18 protein-coding genes are annotated in these 22,116 nt (G+C 64.4%); 12 read left to right on the forward strand and 6 right to left on the reverse strand.

Annotated elements, in window-relative coordinates:
* Positions 1-93 precede the first annotated feature (93 nt).
* Genes FQ746_RS05485 through FQ746_RS05500 form a run of 4 tightly spaced genes read right to left on the reverse strand, consistent with a single transcriptional unit; the run spans position 94 to position 8,145 of the window.
* Entirely contained in the window at positions 94-1,005 is a 912-nt protein-coding gene (locus FQ746_RS05485) for a hypothetical protein (RefSeq protein WP_144107905.1), read from the reverse strand.
* Positions 999-3,662 (reverse strand): bacteriophage N4 adsorption protein A, encoded by a 2,664-nt coding sequence (locus FQ746_RS05490; protein ID WP_260853901.1) that lies wholly within the window; start codon positions 3,660-3,662, stop codon positions 999-1,001. Before FQ746_RS05490 ends, FQ746_RS05485 begins: the two co-directional genes overlap by 7 nt.
* Complete coding sequence (locus FQ746_RS05495; RefSeq protein WP_144107906.1) at positions 3,659-5,875, reverse strand: glycosyl transferase family protein; 2,217 nt, start codon at positions 5,873-5,875, stop codon at positions 3,659-3,661. The genes FQ746_RS05490 and FQ746_RS05495 overlap by 4 nt, the downstream gene beginning before the upstream one ends.
* Positions 5,872-8,145 (reverse strand): cellulose biosynthesis cyclic di-GMP-binding regulatory protein BcsB, encoded by a 2,274-nt coding sequence (locus FQ746_RS05500; protein WP_144107907.1) that lies wholly within the window; start codon positions 8,143-8,145, stop codon positions 5,872-5,874. Before FQ746_RS05500 ends, FQ746_RS05495 begins: the two co-directional genes overlap by 4 nt.
* 571 nt (positions 8,146-8,716) lie before the next feature.
* On the opposite strand from FQ746_RS05500, the gene FQ746_RS05505 reads away from it, so the two are divergent.
* The 9 genes from FQ746_RS05505 to FQ746_RS05545 all read left to right on the forward strand — a co-directional run bounded on the left by FQ746_RS05505 (position 8,717) and on the right by FQ746_RS05545 (position 15,846).
* Positions 8,717-9,712 carry a Dyp-type peroxidase gene (locus FQ746_RS05505; RefSeq protein ID WP_186310649.1) on the forward strand — a complete coding sequence of 332 codons (996 nt, stop codon included), beginning with the start codon at positions 8,717-8,719 and terminating at the stop codon, positions 9,710-9,712.
* 47 nt (positions 9,713-9,759) lie between these two features.
* On the forward strand, positions 9,760-10,200 hold the full coding sequence (locus FQ746_RS05510; protein ID WP_144107908.1) for an SET domain-containing protein: 441 nt from the start codon (positions 9,760-9,762) through the stop codon (positions 10,198-10,200).
* Between the two features lie 240 nt (positions 10,201-10,440).
* Positions 10,441-10,749, forward strand: coding sequence for a DUF3649 domain-containing protein (locus tag FQ746_RS05515; RefSeq protein WP_144107909.1), 309 nt, complete (start codon positions 10,441-10,443; stop codon positions 10,747-10,749).
* Entirely contained in the window at positions 10,746-12,380 is a 1,635-nt protein-coding gene (locus FQ746_RS05520) for a PepSY-associated TM helix domain-containing protein (protein WP_260853902.1), read from the forward strand. The genes FQ746_RS05515 and FQ746_RS05520 overlap by 4 nt, the downstream gene beginning before the upstream one ends.
* The gene (locus FQ746_RS05525; RefSeq protein ID WP_144107910.1) at positions 12,380-12,667 is read left to right on the forward strand and encodes a DUF3325 domain-containing protein; all 288 of its coding nucleotides are present in this window, start codon (positions 12,380-12,382) and stop codon (positions 12,665-12,667) included. The genes FQ746_RS05520 and FQ746_RS05525 overlap by 1 nt, the downstream gene beginning before the upstream one ends.
* Positions 12,668-12,755: 88 nt before the next feature.
* On the forward strand, positions 12,756-13,415 hold the full coding sequence (locus FQ746_RS05530) for a response regulator (RefSeq protein WP_144107911.1): 660 nt from the start codon (positions 12,756-12,758) through the stop codon (positions 13,413-13,415).
* Positions 13,415-14,767 carry an ATP-binding protein gene (locus FQ746_RS05535; protein ID WP_144107912.1) on the forward strand — a complete coding sequence of 451 codons (1,353 nt, stop codon included), beginning with the start codon at positions 13,415-13,417 and terminating at the stop codon, positions 14,765-14,767. Before FQ746_RS05530 ends, FQ746_RS05535 begins: the two co-directional genes overlap by 1 nt.
* A gap of 120 nt (positions 14,768-14,887) precedes the next feature.
* Positions 14,888-15,250 (forward strand): hypothetical protein, encoded by a 363-nt coding sequence (locus FQ746_RS05540; protein ID WP_144107913.1) that lies wholly within the window; start codon positions 14,888-14,890, stop codon positions 15,248-15,250.
* A 149-nt stretch (positions 15,251-15,399) separates the two neighbouring features.
* Positions 15,400-15,846, forward strand: coding sequence for a Fur family transcriptional regulator (locus FQ746_RS05545; protein ID WP_144107914.1), 447 nt, complete (start codon positions 15,400-15,402; stop codon positions 15,844-15,846).
* Positions 15,847-15,873: 27 nt separating this feature from the next.
* Here the strand turns inward: FQ746_RS05545 and FQ746_RS05550 are convergent, their stop codons facing one another.
* Positions 15,874-18,105, reverse strand: coding sequence for a TonB-dependent receptor (locus FQ746_RS05550; RefSeq protein ID WP_144107915.1), 2,232 nt, complete (start codon positions 18,103-18,105; stop codon positions 15,874-15,876).
* A 426-nt stretch (positions 18,106-18,531) separates the two neighbouring features.
* On the opposite strand from FQ746_RS05550, the gene FQ746_RS05555 reads away from it, so the two are divergent.
* The 3 genes from FQ746_RS05555 to FQ746_RS05565 all read left to right on the forward strand — a co-directional run bounded on the left by FQ746_RS05555 (position 18,532) and on the right by FQ746_RS05565 (position 21,069).
* Positions 18,532-19,317, forward strand: a complete 786-nt coding sequence (locus tag FQ746_RS05555) for a hypothetical protein (RefSeq protein WP_144107916.1) — start codon at positions 18,532-18,534, stop codon at positions 19,315-19,317.
* 97 nt (positions 19,318-19,414) lie between these two features.
* A complete protein-coding gene (locus FQ746_RS05560) occupies positions 19,415-20,308 on the forward strand; it encodes an alpha/beta fold hydrolase (RefSeq protein WP_144107917.1) in 894 nt (297 codons plus the stop codon).
* A 95-nt stretch (positions 20,309-20,403) separates the two neighbouring features.
* Positions 20,404-21,069 (forward strand): HAD family hydrolase, encoded by a 666-nt coding sequence (locus FQ746_RS05565; RefSeq protein ID WP_144107918.1) that lies wholly within the window; start codon positions 20,404-20,406, stop codon positions 21,067-21,069.
* A gap of 31 nt (positions 21,070-21,100) precedes the next feature.
* On the opposite strand, the gene lhpH is transcribed toward FQ746_RS05565, so the two are convergent.
* Positions 21,101-22,108 carry a trans-3-hydroxy-L-proline dehydratase gene (gene lhpH, locus FQ746_RS05570; protein WP_144107919.1) on the reverse strand — a complete coding sequence of 336 codons (1,008 nt, stop codon included), beginning with the start codon at positions 22,106-22,108 and terminating at the stop codon, positions 21,101-21,103.
* Positions 22,109-22,116: the final 8 nt, after the last annotated feature.

Here is a 22,116-nt window from a genome sequence, read left to right on the forward strand (position 1 = left end):
AGTCAAGCGGGCAGGGCGGCAGGAAAGGCAGCAAGTAACAGGTAGGTCGGCGGGGCCAATTTTTAAAAGACAACGGGTGCGGGTAAGCCCGAATCAATACGGCTGAATGCCGGTTTGGGCAGCACGACGCTCGAGCAGGCCATTCACCAGCGCGTCCGACACATAGTGCGGACCATCGAAAAGATAGACCCGGTAGCCGCGATACAGCGCCAGCTGCGCGCTGAGTTCGTCCACGGTCGCGGCCCGGAAGCCGCCGCCCGGCATCGGCCGGAATGCCTCGGCAATGACCCGCACGCGCGTTTTGCCGAGCGCCGCCGTCAACTGATCCGCGTATTGGCGGGCCACACGTGGCTCGCGCGCGTAGGTCCCCACGCCATCCTGCAGGAACACGCCGACATCGCGCGGCAGCCATCTGGCCAGCCACCCGGCGAGCGCCGTGCCGCCCACGTTGGCGCGGTCGTACACACTGATCCATAGCGGCCGCGGCAGCGCATCGAGTATCGGGCGCAACGCGCTCGCGTCTTTCCACGTCGGATCGATTTCCACCGGGAAATACCAGCCCGTGATGTGAACCGGCGGCCGGGCCGCGACCAGCTCCCGCGATTCGGCCAGCAGCGCCCTGGTGTCGCTGCGCGCGGCGGTTTCGCTGAAACGCCCCGCTAGTCCGACGATCACGTCGCGCGCCCACGGCTCGGCGGCGATGCGCGGCCAGTCCGGCTGACGCGGTGCCGCATGCAGTGCGCCACCCGCGCCGGAGACGAAAGCGACGCCATCCACCGCGGTCCATTGCACGAGCAGTTCGGTAGCGCCAAGACGCTGCCAGCTTCCATGCGGATCGGCATGCGCGTTGTCGGGCTGCCAGACGACGCCATCCACCAGCTTGCCGGTTTGCGCGTGTGCCGACGCCAGCAGGGGGGGCGACACCGAAAGCGAGGACACCATGAACAGCGCGACCGCGAAGCGGCCGAGCGTTGCGAACCTGCGTCCCGGCCCATCTTTCACCATGAAAACACCGCCCCGAAAAACACCCCCCGTGCGCGCTGATCGCCCGCCAGCCGCAGGCGGTACTGTAGCGTGAGATCGACGAACGAGCGCGGCGCGTCGTAGGGGCCGCCGCGGAACCAGTAGCGCGTGGCGACGCCCGCGCCGATGCCGGTCGGCACGCTCCGGTCGATCGACGAGTCGTAGTCCGCGCCGATCACCAGATGCGGAAACACGGTCAGCGCCGGGCTGATCGAATCGAGCCGGTAAGTGCGCCCGAGCCGCGCGTTGAACGTCGCATAGGTCGACGGATGTTCGAGGTAACGGCCCACCTCGCCATAGGCGACGCCGGTCCACCAGCTCGGCCGGTCGGTGCGCAACGCGGTGCCGAAGCCGTCCGACCACGCGGCGCGCGCGAGCCAGTCCGCACGAACCGCCGAGCCGATCGGCAGGATCCGTTCGAACGCGAACACGGCATCGACCGAACTGAACGGTTTGACCCGCGCACCGAGCGCGGTCTGCAAGGTTTGCACGCCGGACGGATTGTCGCCTTTCACGGCGAAGCTCTCGTAGCTGCGCGCGTACAGTTCGACACTGCGCTCGCCGAGACTGCCGAACGGACGCCAGTACGCTTCGGTGCCGGCCTGCCAGTTGTTGGCTTCGCCGGGCACGGGGCTGGCCACGATGCCCGATGGCGCGCCGCCGTTGCGGTAATTGACCGACGCCGTGAAGCCCCAGTTGCGGGTCGCTTCCGCATGAGCGGCGCGCTCGTCGGCAAGCGCTTGCGGCGTCGCCGCGGTTTCGCCGTCGGCGGGATGCGTGCCGGCATCGATCGCGCGCTCGAGGTAAGCCGCGCCCTGGCGATTCCGGTGAGCGCGCAGGGACGCGTAGCCCATCCCCGCCAGCGCCTCGGGCGGCAGACGGCCGGCTGCGTCGGCGCGTTCGAAGTAGTGCAGCGCAAGCTGGCCGTTGCCGGCGCGCTCGGCGATGAATCCCGCTTCTACATCGGTCAAGCCGTCCAGCAGACCCGCGTCGATCGCTTCCCGCGCGACGCGGGCGGCGGCTTGCTGGTCGCCGTCGGCGACCAGCGCGTCGATCAGTTCCGCGCGATGCTGCGGGTCGTCGGGTGCGGCGTCGGAGGCCGCGCGTGCGGAGCGGACCGCCGCGGCATGCTCGCCCCGGCTGCTCGCGAGACGCGCTTCGCGCGCCGCGTCGAAGCCGGGGTCGCCGGCGTAGACATCGCAGGCGGCGCCGTACTGGTCGGCGCGGCAGTCGAATACCGGGCGGGTGGCGGGGCCGAGGGTCACTGCGCTCGTTGCGAGTGCCGCGTGATCCTCGTGATCCTCATGTCCCTCGTGACCCTCGTGACCCTCGTGACCCTCGTGACCCTCGTGTCCATTGACCGCCGCAATCGCACGTCGGGCCCGAAAGCGTCGTAGCGCGAGCATCGCATCGGTGTCGTCGCGCCGGTCGGCGAGCGGTTCCAGCAGATCGAGCGCGGCTTGCGGGCGGCCCGCGGCAATCCACACATCGGCGATGATCGCGCGCGTCACGCGTGCTTCTCTTGTTCTGGCTGTAGCGGTCGGCAAGGTGCCGGTTGCCTGGCGTGAACCGGCCGATGTCGCGTTTGCCCCGGCGGCCTCGCTTGCCTCGCTTACCGTGGCGTCGCCGATAGCCAGCGCATGGGCGAAGTCGTCGTCCGCGCCGGCGCGCCGCTGCGCGGCACGCGCGTAGCCGCGCAGTGTCCACGCCATCGCGTTGCGGGCGTCCTGCGTGAGGGCGCCGGTCGCGCTCGCTTCGACGCCGGCCAGGTCGTTCTGCGCGAACTGCAGGTCGATGAGTTGCAGCCGGAAATTCATCTGTGCGGGGGCCTCGTCCACCGCCTGTTGCGCGAGCCGCGTAGCGTCGACGAGATCGCCGCTTTCGCGGGCGCTCGCCGCATCGCGCGACGCGGCCTGCGCCAGCCGCCCGCCGATCACCACGCGCCGCGAGCGCAGCGCGTCGTTATCGCCGAAGCGGTGCGTCGCCTCGAGCGTTTGCCGATAGGCCTCGGCATCGCGACGGGTGGCGATCAGCGCATCGATCAGCAGATAACGCACGCGTTGCGCGCCGGGCGCGAGGCGCAGCGCCTCGTTCGCGTCGGCGATCGCGGTGTCGTAGTCTTTCTCGCCATACGCCCGATAAGCGCTGCGCGCCGCCTTGAACGCGGGACCGTCGAGCGGGCCGAGTTCGCCGTCGTCGCCACCCGCGATCAGCGTGTCGATCTGATGCCGCCGCTCGACGAGCGCGGCCCGTGGTCCGAGTTCGGCGATCGCATCCGACAGCGCACGCCGCGCGGCTGCACGTTGGCCTCCCGCTGCCAGCGCATTGGCCAGCAGTAGGCGCAACTCGACCAGATCGGGGCGTTGCCGGATCGCTTCGCGCGCGATCGTCGCGCTCTCGGCGTAGCGATGCGCGTCATAGGCCGCGTACGCTTGCTGGGAGACGCGATAGGGCGCGCCCGCCAGCGGCAGCGGCAGGTTTTCGTCGGCATGAGCGGCGTTGACGGCGGACAGCGCGCAGAGCGTGGCCATCGTCCAGTAAGCCGTGCGGGTGAGGCGAGGCCGCTGCGCGATCCCCGACATGAGCGCGGCATGCGTTGCGAAACGGGTTGCAAAACGCTTGGGGCGTAGAGGTTTCATCGACGCTCCGTCTGTTCGCGATGCAGGCGTTGCTGCTCCGCCATCGCACGATTCAACGCATCGCGCGAGATGACGTGGCGCGCCACCATGTAATCGCCTATGCGGCCATCGCGCTCGGGACGGTAGCTGGTCAACGCCGCATCGAAGCGGGCTCGCGTGACGAGTCCGAGTTCGATCAGCAGATCGCCGAGCAGGGGCACGCCGCGCATCAGCACTTCGGCGGGCGCGTCGGCGTCGTAGGGAGTCGGCGGCGGGGCGATGGCGTCGTCACCTGCACCGTCCTCCGTGGCGGCAGCGGCAGCCGCATCCACACGCCGCAACAACCGCAAGCCCGCCGTCACCTCGCTCTCGCGCACGATGTGCATGACGACCGTCCGCCCGCTCGCTGCGTGCAGCGCATCGAGCGTGGCGTCGTCGGGCAGGCTGGCGGCGACGAACAGCGCGTGGCCGTTGTCGTCTTCCCCTTGCGGCAGCGCGCGCGCCCGCACCAGCAGATCGGCGGGCAAGCCGGGCAGCGCGCGCTCGAAGCGCGCCGCATCGAAACGGCCGCGCGGCAGGTCGGTCTGGAACGCGATCGCTTCCGCAAGCGTTTCCTCGTCGAGCCAGCCGCGCGCCATCAGGACGCGACCGAGCGGCGCTTCGCGCGCATGCTCCTCGCGCAGCGCGATGGCGAGTTTCTGTTCGTCGATGGCCTGCCAGGACACCAGCAGTTCGCCGAGATTCTGCCGCGTGTTGCGCAACCCGTCCGCACTCGGAAAATCGTGCATGGTCTTGTCCCACGCGAGACGTTTGCCGGTTGCCACGTGAATCAGAAACAGCCGCCACGCACGAAACACCGCCAGAAAATTGATGAAGTTGCCAATCACCATGCGCGGCACGGAGAGCACGCCGTGCTCCCATCCATACAGCCGGGTCGTGAAGATGATCCGCTGCACCACGCGCAGCGCGAGCGACACGAAATTCGCGGCCAGCAGAAACTGCGTCCACGTCGAATCAATGAACGGCGACGGAAACAGGTCGGGCGTCAGGCCAAAAAACGACGCGACCGCGAACAGCAGAAACTGCAGCACGAGCAGATACGCGAGCATGCCGATGAACGCGGTCACCACGCCTTTGCGGTCGCGCAACAGCAGATAACGATTCGCCAGCGACCCGCTCCAGCCGGTCTGCTTCCAGCCCTGCAGACCGATGCCGAGCGTCCAGCGGGCCCGCTGCCGGTATGCGGTGCGCAGCGTATCGGGAAAGAATTCGCGCACGCATAAAGGCATGGTCACGACGATCTCGCGTTCGGCGCCGAGTCCGAACCACGTGCGCCGCCGCGTCGAGAACTGCACCGGGAAGCGCGGAAAGATCGACTGCATGCCGAGCCGGCCGATGCGCGCGCCGACGTCGTAGTCCTCGGTAAGACTCTCGGTGTTGAACGGCTGGCTTTGGGTTTCTTCCACCAGCGCGAGCATCGCGCGCCGCGAGAAGCAGGTGCCCACGCCCGCGGACGGCACCGTGCCCGCCAGGCTCTCGCGCACCACCAGATCCTTCGCGTGCCACTCGGCGAATTCGTCCATGTAGGTGCCCGCCACCAGTTCGTACCATTCGCGTTCGAGCGAGGCCACCGGCAACTGGATCATGTCCTTGCGCGGCAGCAGGTAGTTGAAGAACTTCAGTTCCGCGGGATGCAGCACGTCTTCGCTATCGTGCATCACGATGCCGGCGAACTCGGTGCCGGCTTCGAACTCGTAGCGCAGGATGGCCTGCACGATCCAGTTCAGACAGTCGGCCTTGCAGGTAGGGCCGTCGTGCGGTACTTCGACCCGATGCAGATGCTTGTAGCGATGCCGCATGCGTTCCACTTCGGCGATGGTCTGCGCATCGTTCTGATAGGTGCCGACGAACACCGTGTAGGCGCGATAGTCGAGCACTCGCACCATGTCTTCGAGCATCGCGGCGATCACGTCGTACTCCTGCCACGCCGGCACCATGATCGCAATCGGCTGTTCGTCGCGCGCCTGCAGTTGGGCGAGCGTCAGCGGCCGGTTCTGGCGCTCGACCGTGTAATGGCGCACGGCCTCGCGCACCCAGTACCAGAGATCGATGAACAGATCGTCGAGGCTCGAGACCAGAATGATCGCCGCGACGATCGTCGCGACATGTTCGAGCGACTGGTAATACTGCGCGAGCAGGACGCTGCCGTACCACTTCAGCGTGGCGACGATCACGGCTCTTTCCGGTGCTTGCGGCGTGCGCGCTGCGCAAACACGATCAGCACGACCAGCAGAAGCAGCAGCACGCCCGGAATGCCCCAGCGCGCCCAGTGCCGTGTCACCCATTGCGTGCTCGACACGCCGCCCGCGCTCAGGTCGTCCGGATGCACGGTGTCGAAGTGCTTGAGCACGCCGCTCGCATCCACCACGGCGATATCGCCGCGTGCGAGTTGCAGCTTGTCGGTGAGCACCGGCTCGTTGCCGGTCGAGCGATACACGATGCCGCTTTGCTCGCCGGACGTGGCCACGCTCAGCACCGCGAGCTTGCTCAGACCCGATACGTCGATGAGTTTGTCGCCGGCCGCCGAACTCAGCACCAGACGATCCTTCGAAAACGCCACGTGGTTCTTCTCGTCGGCCACGCCGATGTCGGCCGCGAGGAATGGACTGTCCGGACGCGGGCTCGCGTCGTTGGCGGCCACCGTGAACTTCGCGGCCATCGGCGCGATGCCGGCGGCCCCGGTGAGCGTGGCAAGACGCGGAATGCTGTGCACGGCGTCGTCGAGATAGGCCTGCGGCACGATGACCGTCGCCGCCGACGCATAGCGCGCGGCCATGCCGACGAAGTCGTTGTCGGGCGTCGCCTCGGCGAGCAACAGATAGCTGCTCGGCAACACCGCTACCGGGTAAGCCTGACGCGCCTGGCAACCCGCATCCGGCTGACGCCGGAACGTCACGCGCAGATTGTTGGTGCGCGCGAGCGCATAGCGCGGAATCGCAAGTTCGAGCCGCTGGCGCCGGCCGTCGACGTCGAGCAGTTTCGCGCCGATCATCACGTCGTTGAAATACACCGTGGCGGTCGCACCGCCGTTGGAGAGCGTCGGCGACGCGGCCAGATCGAGCACGACCTCCTTGGGCAACTGGCCGTTGCCGGACGCCGCGGCCATGTCGAAGCTCGCTTCCCAGGAGGCGGTGTCGTGGACGTCGACGCTGCGCGGGTCGCCCCCCAGATCGGCCAGCGCAATCGTATTGCCGTGCGTGCGGGCGCCCGGATCGATCTGATGCACGACCACCTGGCTCGACACGTCGATCGGCCGCCAGCCTCGGCCGAGCACGGCGGCGCCCTGGTTGTCGCCGACTACCAGCACCGCGCGTCCGCCGAGATGCGCGACCCGCGCCTCGCCTGGCGCGAGCGGTTGGGTCAGCGGGCCGGCCGTGCGGCTGCGCCAGTCGTCGAACGCACTCAGCGCGGGTGGTGTCGCGCCGCTGCCAACAAGTTGCGCTCGCAACGCATCGAGCGCGGTGTTCAGCGAGTGGCGCAAGCTGTCGTCCGCAACCACCACGTCGGGGCCGAATACGCTGCGGGGGGCGAGCGCGATGAGTGCGCCAAGTTCCGCTGCGTTGGCGATCGTGTGCCGGCCGCCGGGTGCCGAGGTGGTAGTCGAAGCGGTAGCCGAAGCATTAGCCGAAGCATTAACCGACGCATTCGCCAACGCATTCGCCAACGCATCGAAAGCGGGCACCCCGCGCAACGCGGCAGGCACCTCGATCGTCCCAGACTCGACCGTATCGCCGACAGCCGGCAGCGTCTGCACGACCGGGCGTTTGCCGTCGCGTTGCAAGAGCGCGTCGGTGCGCCACGCGGTATCGAGCGACGCCGCGTCCAGACGCGGTCCCGCGATGGCCAGCAAAGGCGCGTAGGGCAGTGCGCTCCATGCAGTGCGCAGGTCCTGCACATCGGCGGGATTGAAGCGGTACGACAGACGCGTGGACGGATCGACGCGCAGCACGTTGCCGATCGCGGTCTGATCGGTGCAAACGTTGTCGTTGATGACCGACGAGAAGCCGAGGCCCAGACGCACGTAACCGGCCGCACGCGGCGCACCGTCGACGCCGATACTCACCGCCGCGCCGCCGTTGGGCTGCGTGAACGAGCGGGACACGACCGGCGCGCCGTCCAGCGAGAGCAGCATCGTCGTGCGGCCGCCGTCGCCGCGCACGTAGGCGCCGTCGAATTGCAGCGTGGCGTCGCTGATCGGCACATCGGCCGGCACCGGGAGGAAGAACTCGCGGCGCGTGTCGGGGGCGGTCAGGGTCACGCTGCTCAGCAGACCGAGTTCCCTGAGCGTCACCGTACGGGTTTCGATCACACTCTGGCCGAGTCGAGCGAAGCCGGCGGCGAGGTCGGCAGGCGCCGCGTCGGCGGCAAGAGGCACGGATGCGAGCGCAGTCACCAGCGTACCAGCGAAGAAAGCGGACAGACGCGGCCGGAAAAGTTCGTTCATGGACAGTGGATCCCGATTGATGCGCGGGACGCGAGTACGCTCGAGCGTCTGCCCGCGCCCTGGCCGTTATGGAATGCGCCGCTCGAAGTGAATGGCGGCGCGCCGCGAAGCCTCGTGGCTAGACGGCGGGATCCTTACGCGTATCGGAAAGAAAGCAGGATGAAGAGCGCGCGCGAAAAGGTGTGCGACTCGGGTTTCGCGCGATGCCGGGACGCAGTGATGACGTCGATTTGCCGTATTCCAGTTCAACCCACCGTGGAAGTCTTTTATGAGTCATTTTTCTTGTTCATTCTGATTTACATTGCATCGAATTTTAAGCAGAGAGGTAACGGTAAAAATCGGGAAAAATGTAAAAAAAAGTATCGGGAAAATCTGGTTTTATAGATAGCTTCACTAACTAAATCCGAAAGCATTTTTTACCCGGAAATGGCGGTTTTCTCGAAGGCGCTCAACGCGAGTTTCACGATGACTCACTTTTTATAACCGGTTTTACTTTTGACCGAGTCTCGCAATCCCTTGCGCTTCGGGTTATATATGCGCTTGCCCCGACACCCCTATACACACTGTCTCCATGTCCGACACGCCCATTCCAGCCGCCATTACCCCCGACTCGCAGGCCGTTTCCACCCAGGTCAAACGAAGCGCCATCTTCATCGTCGCCACCATTGGGCCGGACGCGGCGAGCCGCGACACCGTGCGCGCCTGGTGCGCCGACGTGGGCAACCTCGTGCGGGCGGTCGCCAAACGCATACCGGACGCGGGTTTGTCATGTATCTGCGGCTTCGGATCCGACGCCTGGGACGCCGTCTTCGGCGGCACGCGGCCAGCCGGGCTGCATCCGTTTCGCGAGTTCGGCGCGGGCGAGCGCCACGCGAAGGCGACGCCCGGCGACATCCTGCTGCATATCCGCGCGGATCAGATGGACCTGTGTTTCGAACTCGCCACGCATCTGATGAAACGGCTCGGCTCGACGGTCACCGCGGTGGACGAAGTGCATGGGTTCCGCTATTTCGATCAGCGCAGCATGGTCGGTTTCGTCGACGGCACGGAGAATCCGAGCGGGCGGGAGGCGGTGCTGTTCACGGTGATCGGCGAGGAAGATCCGGAATTCTCGGGCGGCAGCTATGCGCTGATCCAGAAGTATCTGCACGATATGACGGGCTGGAACAAGCTGCCCGTCGAAATGCAGGAACGCATTATCGGCCGCACCAAGCTCGACAATATCGAACTCGATGAATCGGTAAAGCCCAGTTCGTCGCACAGTTCGCTGACCACGCTCGAAGAAAACGGCGAGGAGATCAAGATCCTGCGCGACAACATGCCGTTCGGGCGGCCAGGGTCGGGGGAGTTCGGCACGTTTTTCATCGGGTATGCACGCTCGCCCGCGCCGATCGAACAGATGCTGGAGAACATGTTCGTCGGCCGGCCGCCGGGCAACTACGACCGTCTGCTCGACTTCAGCCGCGCGGTGACAGGCGGCCTGTTCTTCGTGCCGTCGGAGGCGATGCTCGAAGACCTCGCGGATCGCCAGCCCGGGGCGCCGTCTTCCGCGAAAACAGCGTCTTAGGAAATTTGGCGCTCTTATACTGGCGCCACTCCACTTCAAGGAACGGTATGCGACGCGTGGTCGTCCGGCGCTCGTCCATTCATGGCAAAGGTGTGTTCGCCATGCAGCCGCTTGGTCCCGGCGAACGCGTGCTCGAATACAAAGGCGAGATCACCGCGTGGCGGGTCGCCGTGCGCCGTCATCGCCGTGAAGGCGTGGCCGGGCACACGTTTCTGTTCGGGTTGTCCGACGGCACCGTGATCGACGGCAGCCGCGGCGGCAATAGTGCGCGCTGGCTGAATCACGCCTGCGTGCCGAACTGCGAGACGATCGAAGAAGCGGGTCGTATCTTCATTCACACGTTGCGAGCAATCGAGGTCGGCGAAGAATTGCTGATCGAATACCTGCTGGAAACCGAGCTTCCGCTCGACGACGAAGTGCGCAGTCAGTACGCGTGCCGTTGCAGCGCCGCGGCGTGCCGGCAGTCGATGCTGGCGGATGCGGGTTGAGCGGGTCGATCCCGACTCCAGCTTCACCGCTATCGCATCGTCGCAAACCCTATCCCACCGTCTTGCACGACGGGGCAGCGGAACTTTCTGTCTGTCGGCATTTAAACATCTGCGTATAATTGCGAACGATTCGCATCTGCGTTTGTAATGGCAGAGGGCTTTTCCTATCTTTCCCTTCGTTATCCGAGTCATGCAGAGCAACTTATCGTCCCCGTCGTCATGGCGACGGGGCTCGGGCCGATGAGCACCGCGCTCACACGTCGTCGCAACATCGTTCCGTTGGTGTCGCGTATCGCCGCCGCCGTTCTCGGCGGTTACGGGCTGGCGGCCTTGGCCAGCGTCGCGGCACTCGCGCTTCCCATCGACCGCACGCAGGCCGTCGTCACGGGCATGCTGGCGAGTTTCATCGTCTATGCGTGCGCGGTGATCTGGGTGTTCGCGGTGCGCAGCGCGCGCCGCGCCTGGCTCGGCCTGCTGGTCGCCGCTGTGCCCTTGCTGCTCGCGGCATGGCCGGTATGGACGGCAGCGGCGGGAGGGCCCGCGGCATGATTGGCCCGATTCCTCCCGAACCGCCGCCGCGCGGCATCCGCCAGACCATGTCCGGGTTGCATACGTGGGCCGGGCTGCTGCTCGGCTGGGTGCTCTACGCGATGTTCCTGACCGGCACCGTCAGCTATTTCAGGGACGAGACCTCGCAATGGATGCGTCCCGAACTGCCGCACGTGCAGACGATGCCCGATCTCGCGGAGGTCGCCCAGCGCGTCAACCTCACGCTGTCGACGCTCGCGGCCGGCTCGCCGCAGTGGAGCTTCGAATTGCCGACCGCGCGCAGGAGCGTGGTCGATGCGTTCTGGCGCACGCCGGGCGCGAGCAGCGCGAAAGGACAGCGGATGTTCGAGTCGGCCACGTTCGATCCGTCGACCGGCGAGAAAGTCGTCGCACGCGATACGCTGGGCGGCGACTTCTTCTATCGCTTCCACTTCCAGTTCTATTATTTGCCGGTGCTATGGGGCCGCCTGCTGGCCGGACTCGCGGCAATGTTCATGCTGGTGGCGATTATCAGCGGCGTCATCACGCACAAGAAAATCTTCGTCGACTTCTTCACGTTCCGCTGGGGCAAGGGACAGCGCTCGTGGCTCGATGCGCATAACGCGCTGTCGGTATTCGGTTTGCCGTTTCATTTGATGATCACCTATACCGGGCTTGTCACGCTGATGGCGATGTACGTGCCGTGGGGTTCGCAGATCGCCGTCAAAACGCCCGCGCAACGGCAGGCAATGAGCGAGCAGATGAGCGCGTTCATCCAGCCGGGCAAGCCCGCGCATATCGCGGCGCCGCTGGCGCCGGTCGACGTGATGGTGCGTGAGGCCGAAGCGCGTTGGGGCCGCGGTAACGTCGCGCGCGTGACGGTCACGCAAGGTGGCGACGCCAACGCGCGGGTTGCGATTGGACGCGGCGAAGCCTCGCGCGTGTCGATGAGTCCGCAATACCTGCTGTTCGACGGGACCAACGGCAAGCTGCTGGAAGTGAAAGAGGGCGTGGGGGCCGCGGCCGAAACGCGCGGCGTACTGTATGCGCTGCATCTCGGACGCTTCAGCGATCTGCAATTGCGCTGGCTGTACTTTCTCACCAGCCTCGGCGGCACTGCGATGGTGGGCACAGGCCTCGTCATGTGGACTGTCAAACGCCGTCAGAAACTCGCGGATCCGCACAAGCCGCATATCGGTTTCCGGCTGGTCGAGCGGCTGAACATCGCTAGCATTGCCGGGCTGTCTATCGCGATGACCGGTTTTCTCTGGGGCAACCGCTTGCTGCCGACGGCGCTTGCCGATCGCGCGGATGCCGAGAACAACGTGTTCTTCATCGTCTGGGGCGTGACGCTGCTGTATGCGGTGTTGCGACCTGCGAAGCGCGCGTGGATCGAATTGCTGTGGATCGCCGCCGCGCTGCTGGCCCTGTTGCCGGTACTCAATGCACTGACCACACAACGTCCGCTCTGGCGCAGTGTGATGGACGGCGATTGGGTGTTCGTCGGCTTCGACCTGATGATGTGGGCCGCCGCGCTTCTGCATGCGGCGCTCGCTTTGCGGGTGACGCGTCACGCGGGGCGGCCCAAGCCGCTCAAGCCTGCGTCGTCAAACGATAAAACCGCGCGGCAGTACAGCGAGGAAAGCGTCTGATGCGTCCCGTGACCACTTTGCTGTGCATCGTCGCGTTCGCCTGTCTCGCGCTCGCGATGGAGCGACACCAGGCGGCGCTGTTCACGCGTCGCCTGTCGCCAACTCAGATTCGCGCGTTGCGGCTCGCCGGATGGTCCGCGCTGGTATCCACCGCGTGGATCGTGATTGCGGCACAAGGCTGGGCGCTCGGCCTCGTCGGTTTTTGCGGACTGATGAGCGTGTCGGCCGGTCTGGTTTATGGCGCAATGATCGTCTATGAACGCGTGCGGCGACCCGACGCCGCCTGAGAAACGCGGAACGTTGCTAAGGAAGCGTTAAGCTTCTGACCTGCAAAATGCACGGGCCACGATGGCCAATGTATAAGGGGGAGGCGCCATGCGTCTGTTGCTGGTCGAAGACGACGAGATGATCGCCGAGTCCGTGTCGGGTGCGCTGCGTCGCGCGGGCTATGCGGTCGATTGGGCGAACGACGGCCGCGCCGCGGAGTTGTCGCTGGGCAATGGCGTGTACGACCTCGTCCTGCTCGATCTGGGCTTGCCGAAACGGGACGGCATCGACGTGCTGAACACGTATCGCAAGAACGGCGGTGCCGCGCCGGTCATCATCCTGACTGCGCGCGATGCGGTCGAGGAGCGCATCCGCGGACTGGACGCCGGCGCCGACGACTATCTGATCAAACCCTTCGACCTCGACGAACTGGCGGCCCGCATTCGCGCGCTATTGCGTCGACGGACCGGCCAGAAGCAGCCGGTCTATGCGCACGGCGAACTGACGCTCGATCCGGCGGCGCACGATGTCGCGAAGAACGGTGTGCCGATGCCGCTGGTCCCACGCGAATTCGCGCTGCTGCAGGCGCTAATAGAAGAGCCCACCCGCGTGTTCACCAAAGCCGAACTGGAAGAGAAGCTTTATGGCTGGGGCGAGGAAGTGGGCAGCAACACGATCGAGGTGCACGTGCATAGCCTGCGCCGCAAGATCGGTGCAGACCAGGTCGTGACCGTGCGCGGCGTCGGCTATCGCCTGAAGAGGTGCTGATGACGTCGATTCGACGCTGGCTGCTGGGCTGGTTGATCTTCGGTCTGGCGGCGGCCTCGCTGGTCGCGGCTTACGGTATTTTCCACACGGCACGCGTCGAAGCGGGCGAACTGTTCGACTACGAGTTGCGCACCGTCGCGCTGTCGTTACCGTCCGGCGTCGCGAGCGGCGGCAGCCGGGAATCGCAGACACCCGATTTCGGCGATCTGGCCGACGACCGCATCGTCATCGACATCTGGAACCGCGCGGGCGAACTCATCTACCATCCCGCGCAGTCGCCGGTGCTGCCGCGGCTCGCGCCCGGCTTCGATACGGTCGAGCGGGGCGGCGCGCATTGGCGCACGTTCGGCGTTCAGCAAGCCGGCCGCTATGTCCAGGTGGCGCAACCGGTTTCGGTCAGGGAAGACCTTGCGCTGCAACTGGCCTTACATACGTTGTGGCCGCTCGCCATTCTGGTGCCCATTACGATCGTCCTCGTGCTGCTGGTCGTCGCGCGCGGCCTCGCGCCGATCGGCAGTCTGTCGCGCACGCTGTCGACGCGCTCCATCGATTCGCTGGAACCCTTGCGGCTCGACGGGTCGGTGCCCGTGGAAATCCGGCCGCTCGTGGAAGCGCTCAACGATCTGCTGCAACGTCTGAGCACGGCGACCCATGCACAGCGGACCTTCATTGCCGATGCCGCCCATGAATTGCGCTCGCCGCTCGCGGCGCTGAAACTGCAGATTCAGGCGGCGTCGCGCGATGGGTCGTTGAAAGGCGAGGGCCAGACACTGGAGCGCGTCGAGGGGCGTGTGAACCGGATGATCCACCTCGTGCAGCAGTTGCTGACGCTGGCCCGTGAAGATGCGCATCTTCTCACGACGATGGTGCCGATGAGCCTGCGTCGAACCGCCGAGCAGGTCGTCGGCGATCTTTCGCTGGTCGCCGAAACCCGCTCGATCGATCTCGGACTCGAATGCGAAGCATCCGCCGACGCTTCGGATGCTTACACGGTGCTGGCGGAACCGCATGGCATGAGCGTGCTGCTGAACAACCTCGTCAACAACGCGATTCGTCATACGCCTCCCGGCGGACGGGTCGACGTGGTGCTGCGGCGCTCGGCGGGACACGTCGGTCTTGACGTGGTGGACACCGGACCCGGCATTCCAGAGTCGGAAATCGAACGTGTTTTCGACCGCTTCTATCGCGGCGAGGAGGCGCGAGGCGAGGGCAGCGGACTGGGGCTCGCGATCGTTTCGCGCATCGCCGGGCGGCATCGGGTGGAACTGTCGTTACGCAACAACGTGGGTGCCACGGGCCTGACCGTATCGCTTTCCGGCTTCACTGCCGGCGAAGTCACCGGCAGCGCGTGATTCGCGTTCTCAACCGGCTTCAGGTTGCCCTCAGCCTGGCTCATTAAGATGGTCTCTCACCAACGCGCTGCCCGACATTAGACACGCGTCGGGCCACTCGTCAGACCACGAGCCCAAGCCATGAAGCCAGCCACTCTCGACATCTTGCGAGCCCATCTGCTCGCGGCATCGCTTACCGCCGTGAGCGCGCAGATCGTCGTAGGTCTCACCATCGTGGTACTCCACGTCTCCGGGCAGTGGTTCGGCACAGCGCCGTTCCGGCTGTTGGCGATCATCGTGATTGTCGCCGGTGTGGTCGTTATCCGGGAGTGCTCGAACGCCGCGTTCCAATGTGCGTTGCAGAGCGGTCACGCGACGCCCGAGGTGGGGCAAACGTGCATTGTGTCGATTGCGGAAGATTGTCCGCGCGGCTGGCTCGTCGTGCTTCATCTGCGTTTGACCGGCAGAGCGTTCGTGCTTGCCGGCCGTGCTTGCCGGCCGTAATGGAACCGTCAGCAGCGGCCCCGCCGTAGACGCTTAAGCTTCCCTTAAGCAGGTCGCTCGCATACTTCGAGAATTTCCCTCCCATCCCTTGTTGTACACAGCAGTCGGCGCGGGTGATTGGCCACGGTGTGTCCACTGCGATCGAGTCCATGCACACTCATAAACTTCTGGAGCGGGTCGGCCTGCGACCCACCTCGCCCCGCGCAATGGTGCTGGAGTACTTCCGGGCTCATGCTCACGAACACTTCAGCGTCGAGCAAATCTACAAGCTGCTGAACGGAGAGGAGCGAGTGATGAGCATGGCGACGGTCTACCGGGTGTTGGCGCAACTCGTCGATACGCGGCTGCTGTCGTCGGTGGCTTTCGGTGATGGACGCACGGTCTACGAGCTCAATGACGGCAAGCCGCATGACCACCTCGTGTGCACCGCGTGCGGCGATATCGACGAGTTCTTCGACACCGCCATCGAAGCGCGTCAGAAAGAGATCGTCGACTCGCGCGATTTCACGCTGTCGGGACGGCAACTGGTGTTGTTCGGCATCTGTTCGGCCTGCCGGAAAGCGGGTGTGCGCTTGAAAAGCCCGCCGCGACGATAAGCACGGCGAGCCGCGGGTTTCCCTCGCTTACTGATAAAAATTAAGCGTCAACATGGCCGAGCGTCCCGGCGCCCACGTCGCATAGATCGGGTAAGCCGTCGAAAAATACTTCTTGTCGAAAATGTTCTGCACGTTCAGTTGCAGATCGATGGCCTTCGACACGTGGTACGTCGCCATCGCGTCGAAACGCGCATAACCCGGCGTCCATTTGCGCGAGGTGGCGGCGACCGCCGCATACGTCAGGCTCGAAATCGTGGCGCCGCCGCCGATCGACAGTTGCGGCAGCACGTCGTAGTAGGTCCACAGCGTGAAGTTGTGCCTGGGCACCATCACCATCGGCAGACCCGATGCAGTCCGGTTGGCGGCGCCGGCGTCGGTCGTGATCGCGTCGAGATACGAGTAGCCGCCGAACACACTCCATTTACCGGTCAGATTGCCGGCGAACCCGAGTTCCGCGCCACGAACGCGCTGCGACCCGGCATTCACCGTTCCGCCCAGCCCGTTGCTCACGCGCGCATTGGTCTTGTCCGTCTGGAACAGCGCCGATGTCAGCGACAGGCGTTGATCCAGTACATCCCACTTGGCGCCTACCTCGATGTTGCGCGAACGCTCCGGCGACAGGTCCTGATTGGTCGTCGTCAGCTGGTCAGTGCCGCCGCCGATGCCCGCGTTCGCGCCAGGCGGATTGGCCGACGTGCCGTACGACGTATACAGGCTGACTGTCTGAACCGGTTTGAAGACGAGCCCGAACTGGTAGCTGAACAGATTCGCGTTGTTGGTCAGATCGCGCGCGCCGGCCTGGACCGCCGTCACGTCGTAGCGATCGAAACGCAAGCCCGCGTTGAATACCCACTGCTCGGCGAGCTTGACGCTGTCGAACAGATATGCCGAGGCGATGTTGGTTTGCGTGTGCGTGGCGGCGCCAGGAAAACTCTTGTCACCGTTGAGCAGCACACTGCCGGTCCACGGGTTGTCCGGGTTCCAGCCGCCGGATAGCGTCGTGCAGTTGTACGCGACGGAGCAGGGGCCACCCGAGCGAATATTGTTGCCGGCGCTGTCGGCGACCAGATAGCCTTCGTACAGGCTTTTTTCGTGACTGAATTCGACGCCGCCCGTCAGTGTGTGCTGCATGCCGAGCAGTGTTGTTTTGCCGGTCAGTTCCGTCTGATTCGCAAGACTATTGGTCGCGTAGTTGCCGCTCTTCGCCTGCAGACTGATGACATTGGACGTGGCGTTCTGGAATTGCGGATTGGTCGCGATGTAGTCGAGCGTGGAGCGGCCGAACATCGTCGTGTTCTTCAGCTTCAGATCGTCGGAGAAACGGTGTTCGACGCGCACTTCGCCGGTGTCGGTCTGGCCGCGCCGGTAGTCCCGGTTGTTCAGGCCGAAGAACTGACCGCGGCTGGCATTGGCGGGTGTGCCGCCCGTCGAGCGGAACGGCACGCTGAAGTCCGGCATGTCGTAGCTGTTCAGGTGGTAATAGCTCAGCGTGACGGTCGTGGGACTGTTCAGGCCGAACGCCACCGAAGGCGCGATGCCCCAACGCTTGCTGTACACATCCGTGCGGCCGGCCTGGTCCGCGTCGTGGCCGAGCACGTTCAGGCGTACCGCATTGTCGTCGCTGAACTGGTGATTCGCGTCGAGCGTGATGCGCTTGTAACTGTCGGTACCCACGCCGACACTGCCGTTGACGAAGTTCTCGTTTTTCGGCGTTTTGGTAACGATGTCGATGCTGCCGCCCACTGCGCCACGGCCCGCATACACCGAATCCGGGCCCTTGATCACGCTGATCTGCTCGATATCGAAGGTCTCCCGATTCTGCACGCCGTCGTCGCGCATGCCGTCGACGAAGATCGAGTTGCGCGACTCGAAGCCGCGAATGACCGGCCGGTCGGCCGACGGATTGGCCGCCGCATCGCCGCCCAGAAACGTGATGCCGGGCACGGTTTTGAGTGCGTCCGCGAAGGTCGTGGCGTTCGTCTGGCGGATCAGTTCCTCGGGAATTACGGTGACGGAGCGGGGTGTGTCGAGCAGCGGTGCGGTGAACTTGTACGACGGCAGCTTTTTGGTCTGCATGTCCGAGGACGAGGTAACCACCACGGAAGGCAAGGTCGTGCCGGCCGAGGCCGGAGCCTGCACGCCGGCGCTATCGACCGCGCTCGACTGGGCGACGGCGAGCGTCGGAATCAGAAAACTCGAACAATAAACGGCGACGACGGACGCGAGTGCACGCGGCCGCGTCTGGAAAAGAGCGGACATAAGGAGTCTGAAATGAAGTTGAAGAAGGGAGCGCACGTCCCGGGCGACTCGAAACGAATCGCAGTGCGAGCCAGTGGCGACAGCTAGGAGCTTGAATTCATGTAAATGCGTACCGTTCTCATTTGCACGGTCGGATTGTAATGATAGGAAATGAAAGTGTAAACATTCATTGAAAACTTGCTCGAGTCAGATCACGCTTATTAGCCTGATAAATTGTTGATTTATAGTGGATTATTGGTTTTATTTTATTTAAATCGTGAGAACCGTTCTCAAATCTATTGACAGCAATATGTAATTAATGATGAGCAGAATCTTTCGCGGATTGATTTGTTAGCGACGAAGATTCTCAGACCTTAAGCGGCACTTAATCTCCGCTCTGCGAAGCTGTGGACCCGTGAAATCCATTGCATCTAAAAGGGAGAAAAGATGAAAACCAGGCTATCCAACATTGCCAAACATGCCGTCAGTAAGGTGCCGGAAGTCACGCTGGGATTCTGGATCGTCAAGATTGCCGCGACGACGCTCGGAGAAACCGGTGGTGATTGGGTGACGATGTCGTTGAACCTCGGCTATCTGATCGGCTCGCTAATTTTCACGCTTATTTTTATTGGACTGGTCACTGGGCAGATTAAAGCCAGGCGGTTTCATACCTTTCTCTATTGGGCGACTATCGTCGCGACCACCACACTCGGCACGACGCTCGCCGACTTCTTCGACCGGTCGATGGGCGTGGGATATCCGGGCGGAGTGGCCATCATCGCCGCGCTGCTGCTCGCGAGCCTCGGTATCTGGTATCGCTCGCAGGGCACGATTGCCGTCTCGAGCGTGACGACGCCCAGGGCCGAATGGTTTTACTGGATCACGATCCTGTTTTCGCAAACGCTCGGCACCGCGCTCGGCGATTGGGTCGCGGGTTCGGATGGCGGAGGTCTTGGGCTCGGGTACGAGTACGCCGCGCTGATCTTCGGCACGGGTCTCGTGATCGTGGGCGCCGCGTATTACTGGTCGGCCCTCTCACGCACCGCGATTTTCTGGGCGGCCTTTATTCTCACGCGTCCACTCGGCGCGACGCTGGGCGACTTTCTGGACAAGCCGCTCGCGCAAGGCGGGCTGGAAGTCGGCCGGCTCTTTGCATCGTTGATCCTGCTCGTCCTCATGGGCCTGTGTCTGGTCCTGATGCCACAGCGTGCGGCGAGAGCCACCGAAGGGTGACCGGATCGCTCCACGAGATTTCTGATCGAAGGCTATCCTCACGGAACGACGCGAACCATCGACATCGCGCCCGCGACATTCCGTTCTGGAGGAACCCATGCTGAAGACGATTGCAACGGACCGACTCATTATCGGTTACGACGTGCAAGGTAGTGAGTCGGGATGGCCGGTCTTGCTGCTCCACGGCTTTCCCTACGACATCCATGCGTACGACGAAGTCTCGGCGAGCCTCGCGCTCGCGGGCGCTCGCGTCATTACGCCTTATCTGCGAGGTTACGGTCCGACTCGCTTCGTGTCGCCCACGGCCATCCGGTCGGGGCAACAGGCGGCATTGGCGGCGGACGTGATCGCACTGCTCGACGCGCTCGGCCTGGCGCGCGCGGTGCTCGCCGGATACGACTGGGGCGGACGGGCAGCATGCATCGTGGCCGCGCTTTACCCGGAGCGAGCCACGGCTTTGGTATCGGCCAACGGCTATGCCATCCAGAACATCGCCGCCGCCATCGAACCCAGGAGCCCGGCGGAAGAGCATCGGCTTTGGTATCAATACTATTTCCACGGCGAACGGGGGCGCGCGGGGCTCGCCGACAACCGGCGCGAGTTCTGCCGGCTGCTGTGGTCGCTGTGGTCGCCGACCTGGCGTTTCGACGACGCCACCTATGCGAAGTCGGCAGCCTCGTTCGACAATCCCGATTTCGTCGACGTCGTGATTCATTCGTACCGACACCGCTTCGGCCTCGCGGCCGGCGACCCGCAATTCGAGGAAATGGAGCGTCGCCTTGCCACGACGCCATCGATCGGCGTACCGGCTATCACGATCGAAGGCGATGCGGACGGCGTCGCACAAGTCGGCGCGGGACGCGGCGCGCTCCGGCGTTTCACGGGACGCCATGAAAACCGCGTCGTGCCGGGAGTCGGACATAACCTGCCGCAGGAAGCGCCCGCCGCATTTGCGCAAGCGATTGTAGACGTCGCGAACTGGGCGAGTTGACCCACGGCATGGCGGGCTTCGCGCGACGGGCATGTGCCTTGCGCGCCTCCCCGAGGGAGCAATTCCATCCACCACGCTTCCTGGAGTAACTCGCGATGACTACGTCCGCTATCTTCGACGTCGACGGAACACTGGTCGATTCGGTCGATCTGCACGCCCTTGCCTGGCACGAGGCGTTCGCGCAATTCGGGCACGCCGTCACCTTCGAACAGGCGCGTAGCCAGATCGGCAAAGGCGGCGATCAACTGCTGCCCGTTTTTCTTTCGAGCGCCCAGCAGCAGGACTACGGCGAAGCGCTGGAAACGTGGCGCTCGAAGCGGTTTCGTTCGACTTATCTGCCGATGCTGCGGCCGTTCTCGGCGGTGCCGGAACTGTTCAGGCGTGTTCGGGACGCCGGCTTGAAGATCGCGGTGGCGTCGTCGGCGAAACAGGAAGAACTGGAGATTTACCTCGAGCTGGCCGGCATCGCAAAGTTGATCGACGTGAGCGCGTCGTCGGAAGACGCGGAGCAATCGAAGCCTGCGCCCGATATCTTCCAGGCGGCGCTGAAGAAACTGGACATGCCGGCCGCGCAGGCGGTCGCGATCGGCGACACCCCTTACGATGCCCAGGCCGCTAAAAAAGCGGGCATGAGGACCATCGGGGTGTTATGCGGCGGCTTTACGGAAGCCAGTCTGCGCGAGGGCGGTTGCATCGAGGTGTACCCGGGGCCGGGCGCGCTGTATTCCTGCTTTGGTGCGTCGGCGCTGGCCACCGGTTGAAGACGCTCGTGCAGCACCGGCGCGATCGACGTTAGCGAACCAGAAACCCATACGTCAACGGATCGCGCTCGTCGATGATCCAGTTGGCGAAGCCGCAAACGAATGCGTTGCCGACGACTTCGGGAATCACGGCCTTGAAGTCGCCGACCGTGGTTTCGCTCAGCACGCGTCCCTTGAACACAGTGCCGATAATCGACTCGTTGACCAGCGTGTCGTCTTTGCCCATCAGACCGCGCAAATACAGTTGGGCAACGCGCCCGCCAGTTCCCGAACCGGTGGGCGAGCGATCGACTTCACGATCGGCGAATACGCAGCAATTCGCCTGGGTCGATCCTGGGTGGCGAGGCGCGGCCGCCACGATCGTGCCGTAAATATGGTTGATTTCCGGAATGTCCGGATGCCGTACCGGGAACGCCAGATTGGCCGCCGCCTTGACCTCCGCGCCGAAGCGGATCAACTCTTCGACAGAGGACTCGCGCACTTGCAAACCGTGCGGCTCGCCGTCCGTGTAAAAGTAGAACGCACCGCCGAACGCAATGTCGCCAGTCACCGTGCCGAAAGAGGGCGTCTCCACCGAAACGTCCTGTTTCCAGATAAACGACGGCACGTTCACGAAGCGCACGTTGCCCGCATGCTCGCCGTCCCACTCGACGAAGGCTTCGATGAAGCCGCAAGGCGCGTCGATGCCCACGCGTGTTTCCGGTGTCTGCCGCTGTACCCAACCCAACTCGACCGCCGCCGTCGAAAGCGCAATCACACCATGACCGCAGTGATCGCTATACCCTTCGTTGTGCAGGAAGATGATGCCGAAGTCGGACGTCGGGCTCACCGGTTCGGTGAGATAGCCGCCGTACATGTCGGCATGACCGCGTGGCTCGAACATCAACGCGCGGCGAATCTCGTCCGCATTGTCCGCGAGCCATGCGCGCCGTTTGACGATGGTGTCGCCGGGCAGACGCGGCAAGCCGCTCGTGACGATGCGGAACGCCTCGCCGCCCGTATGAACTTCGACTGTCGTGATGGTGCGTGAAATTTTCATGTGTGCTT

The organism is Paraburkholderia sp. BCC1886, from assembly GCF_900996245.1.
Classification (GTDB): Bacteria; Pseudomonadota; Gammaproteobacteria; order Burkholderiales; family Burkholderiaceae; genus Paraburkholderia.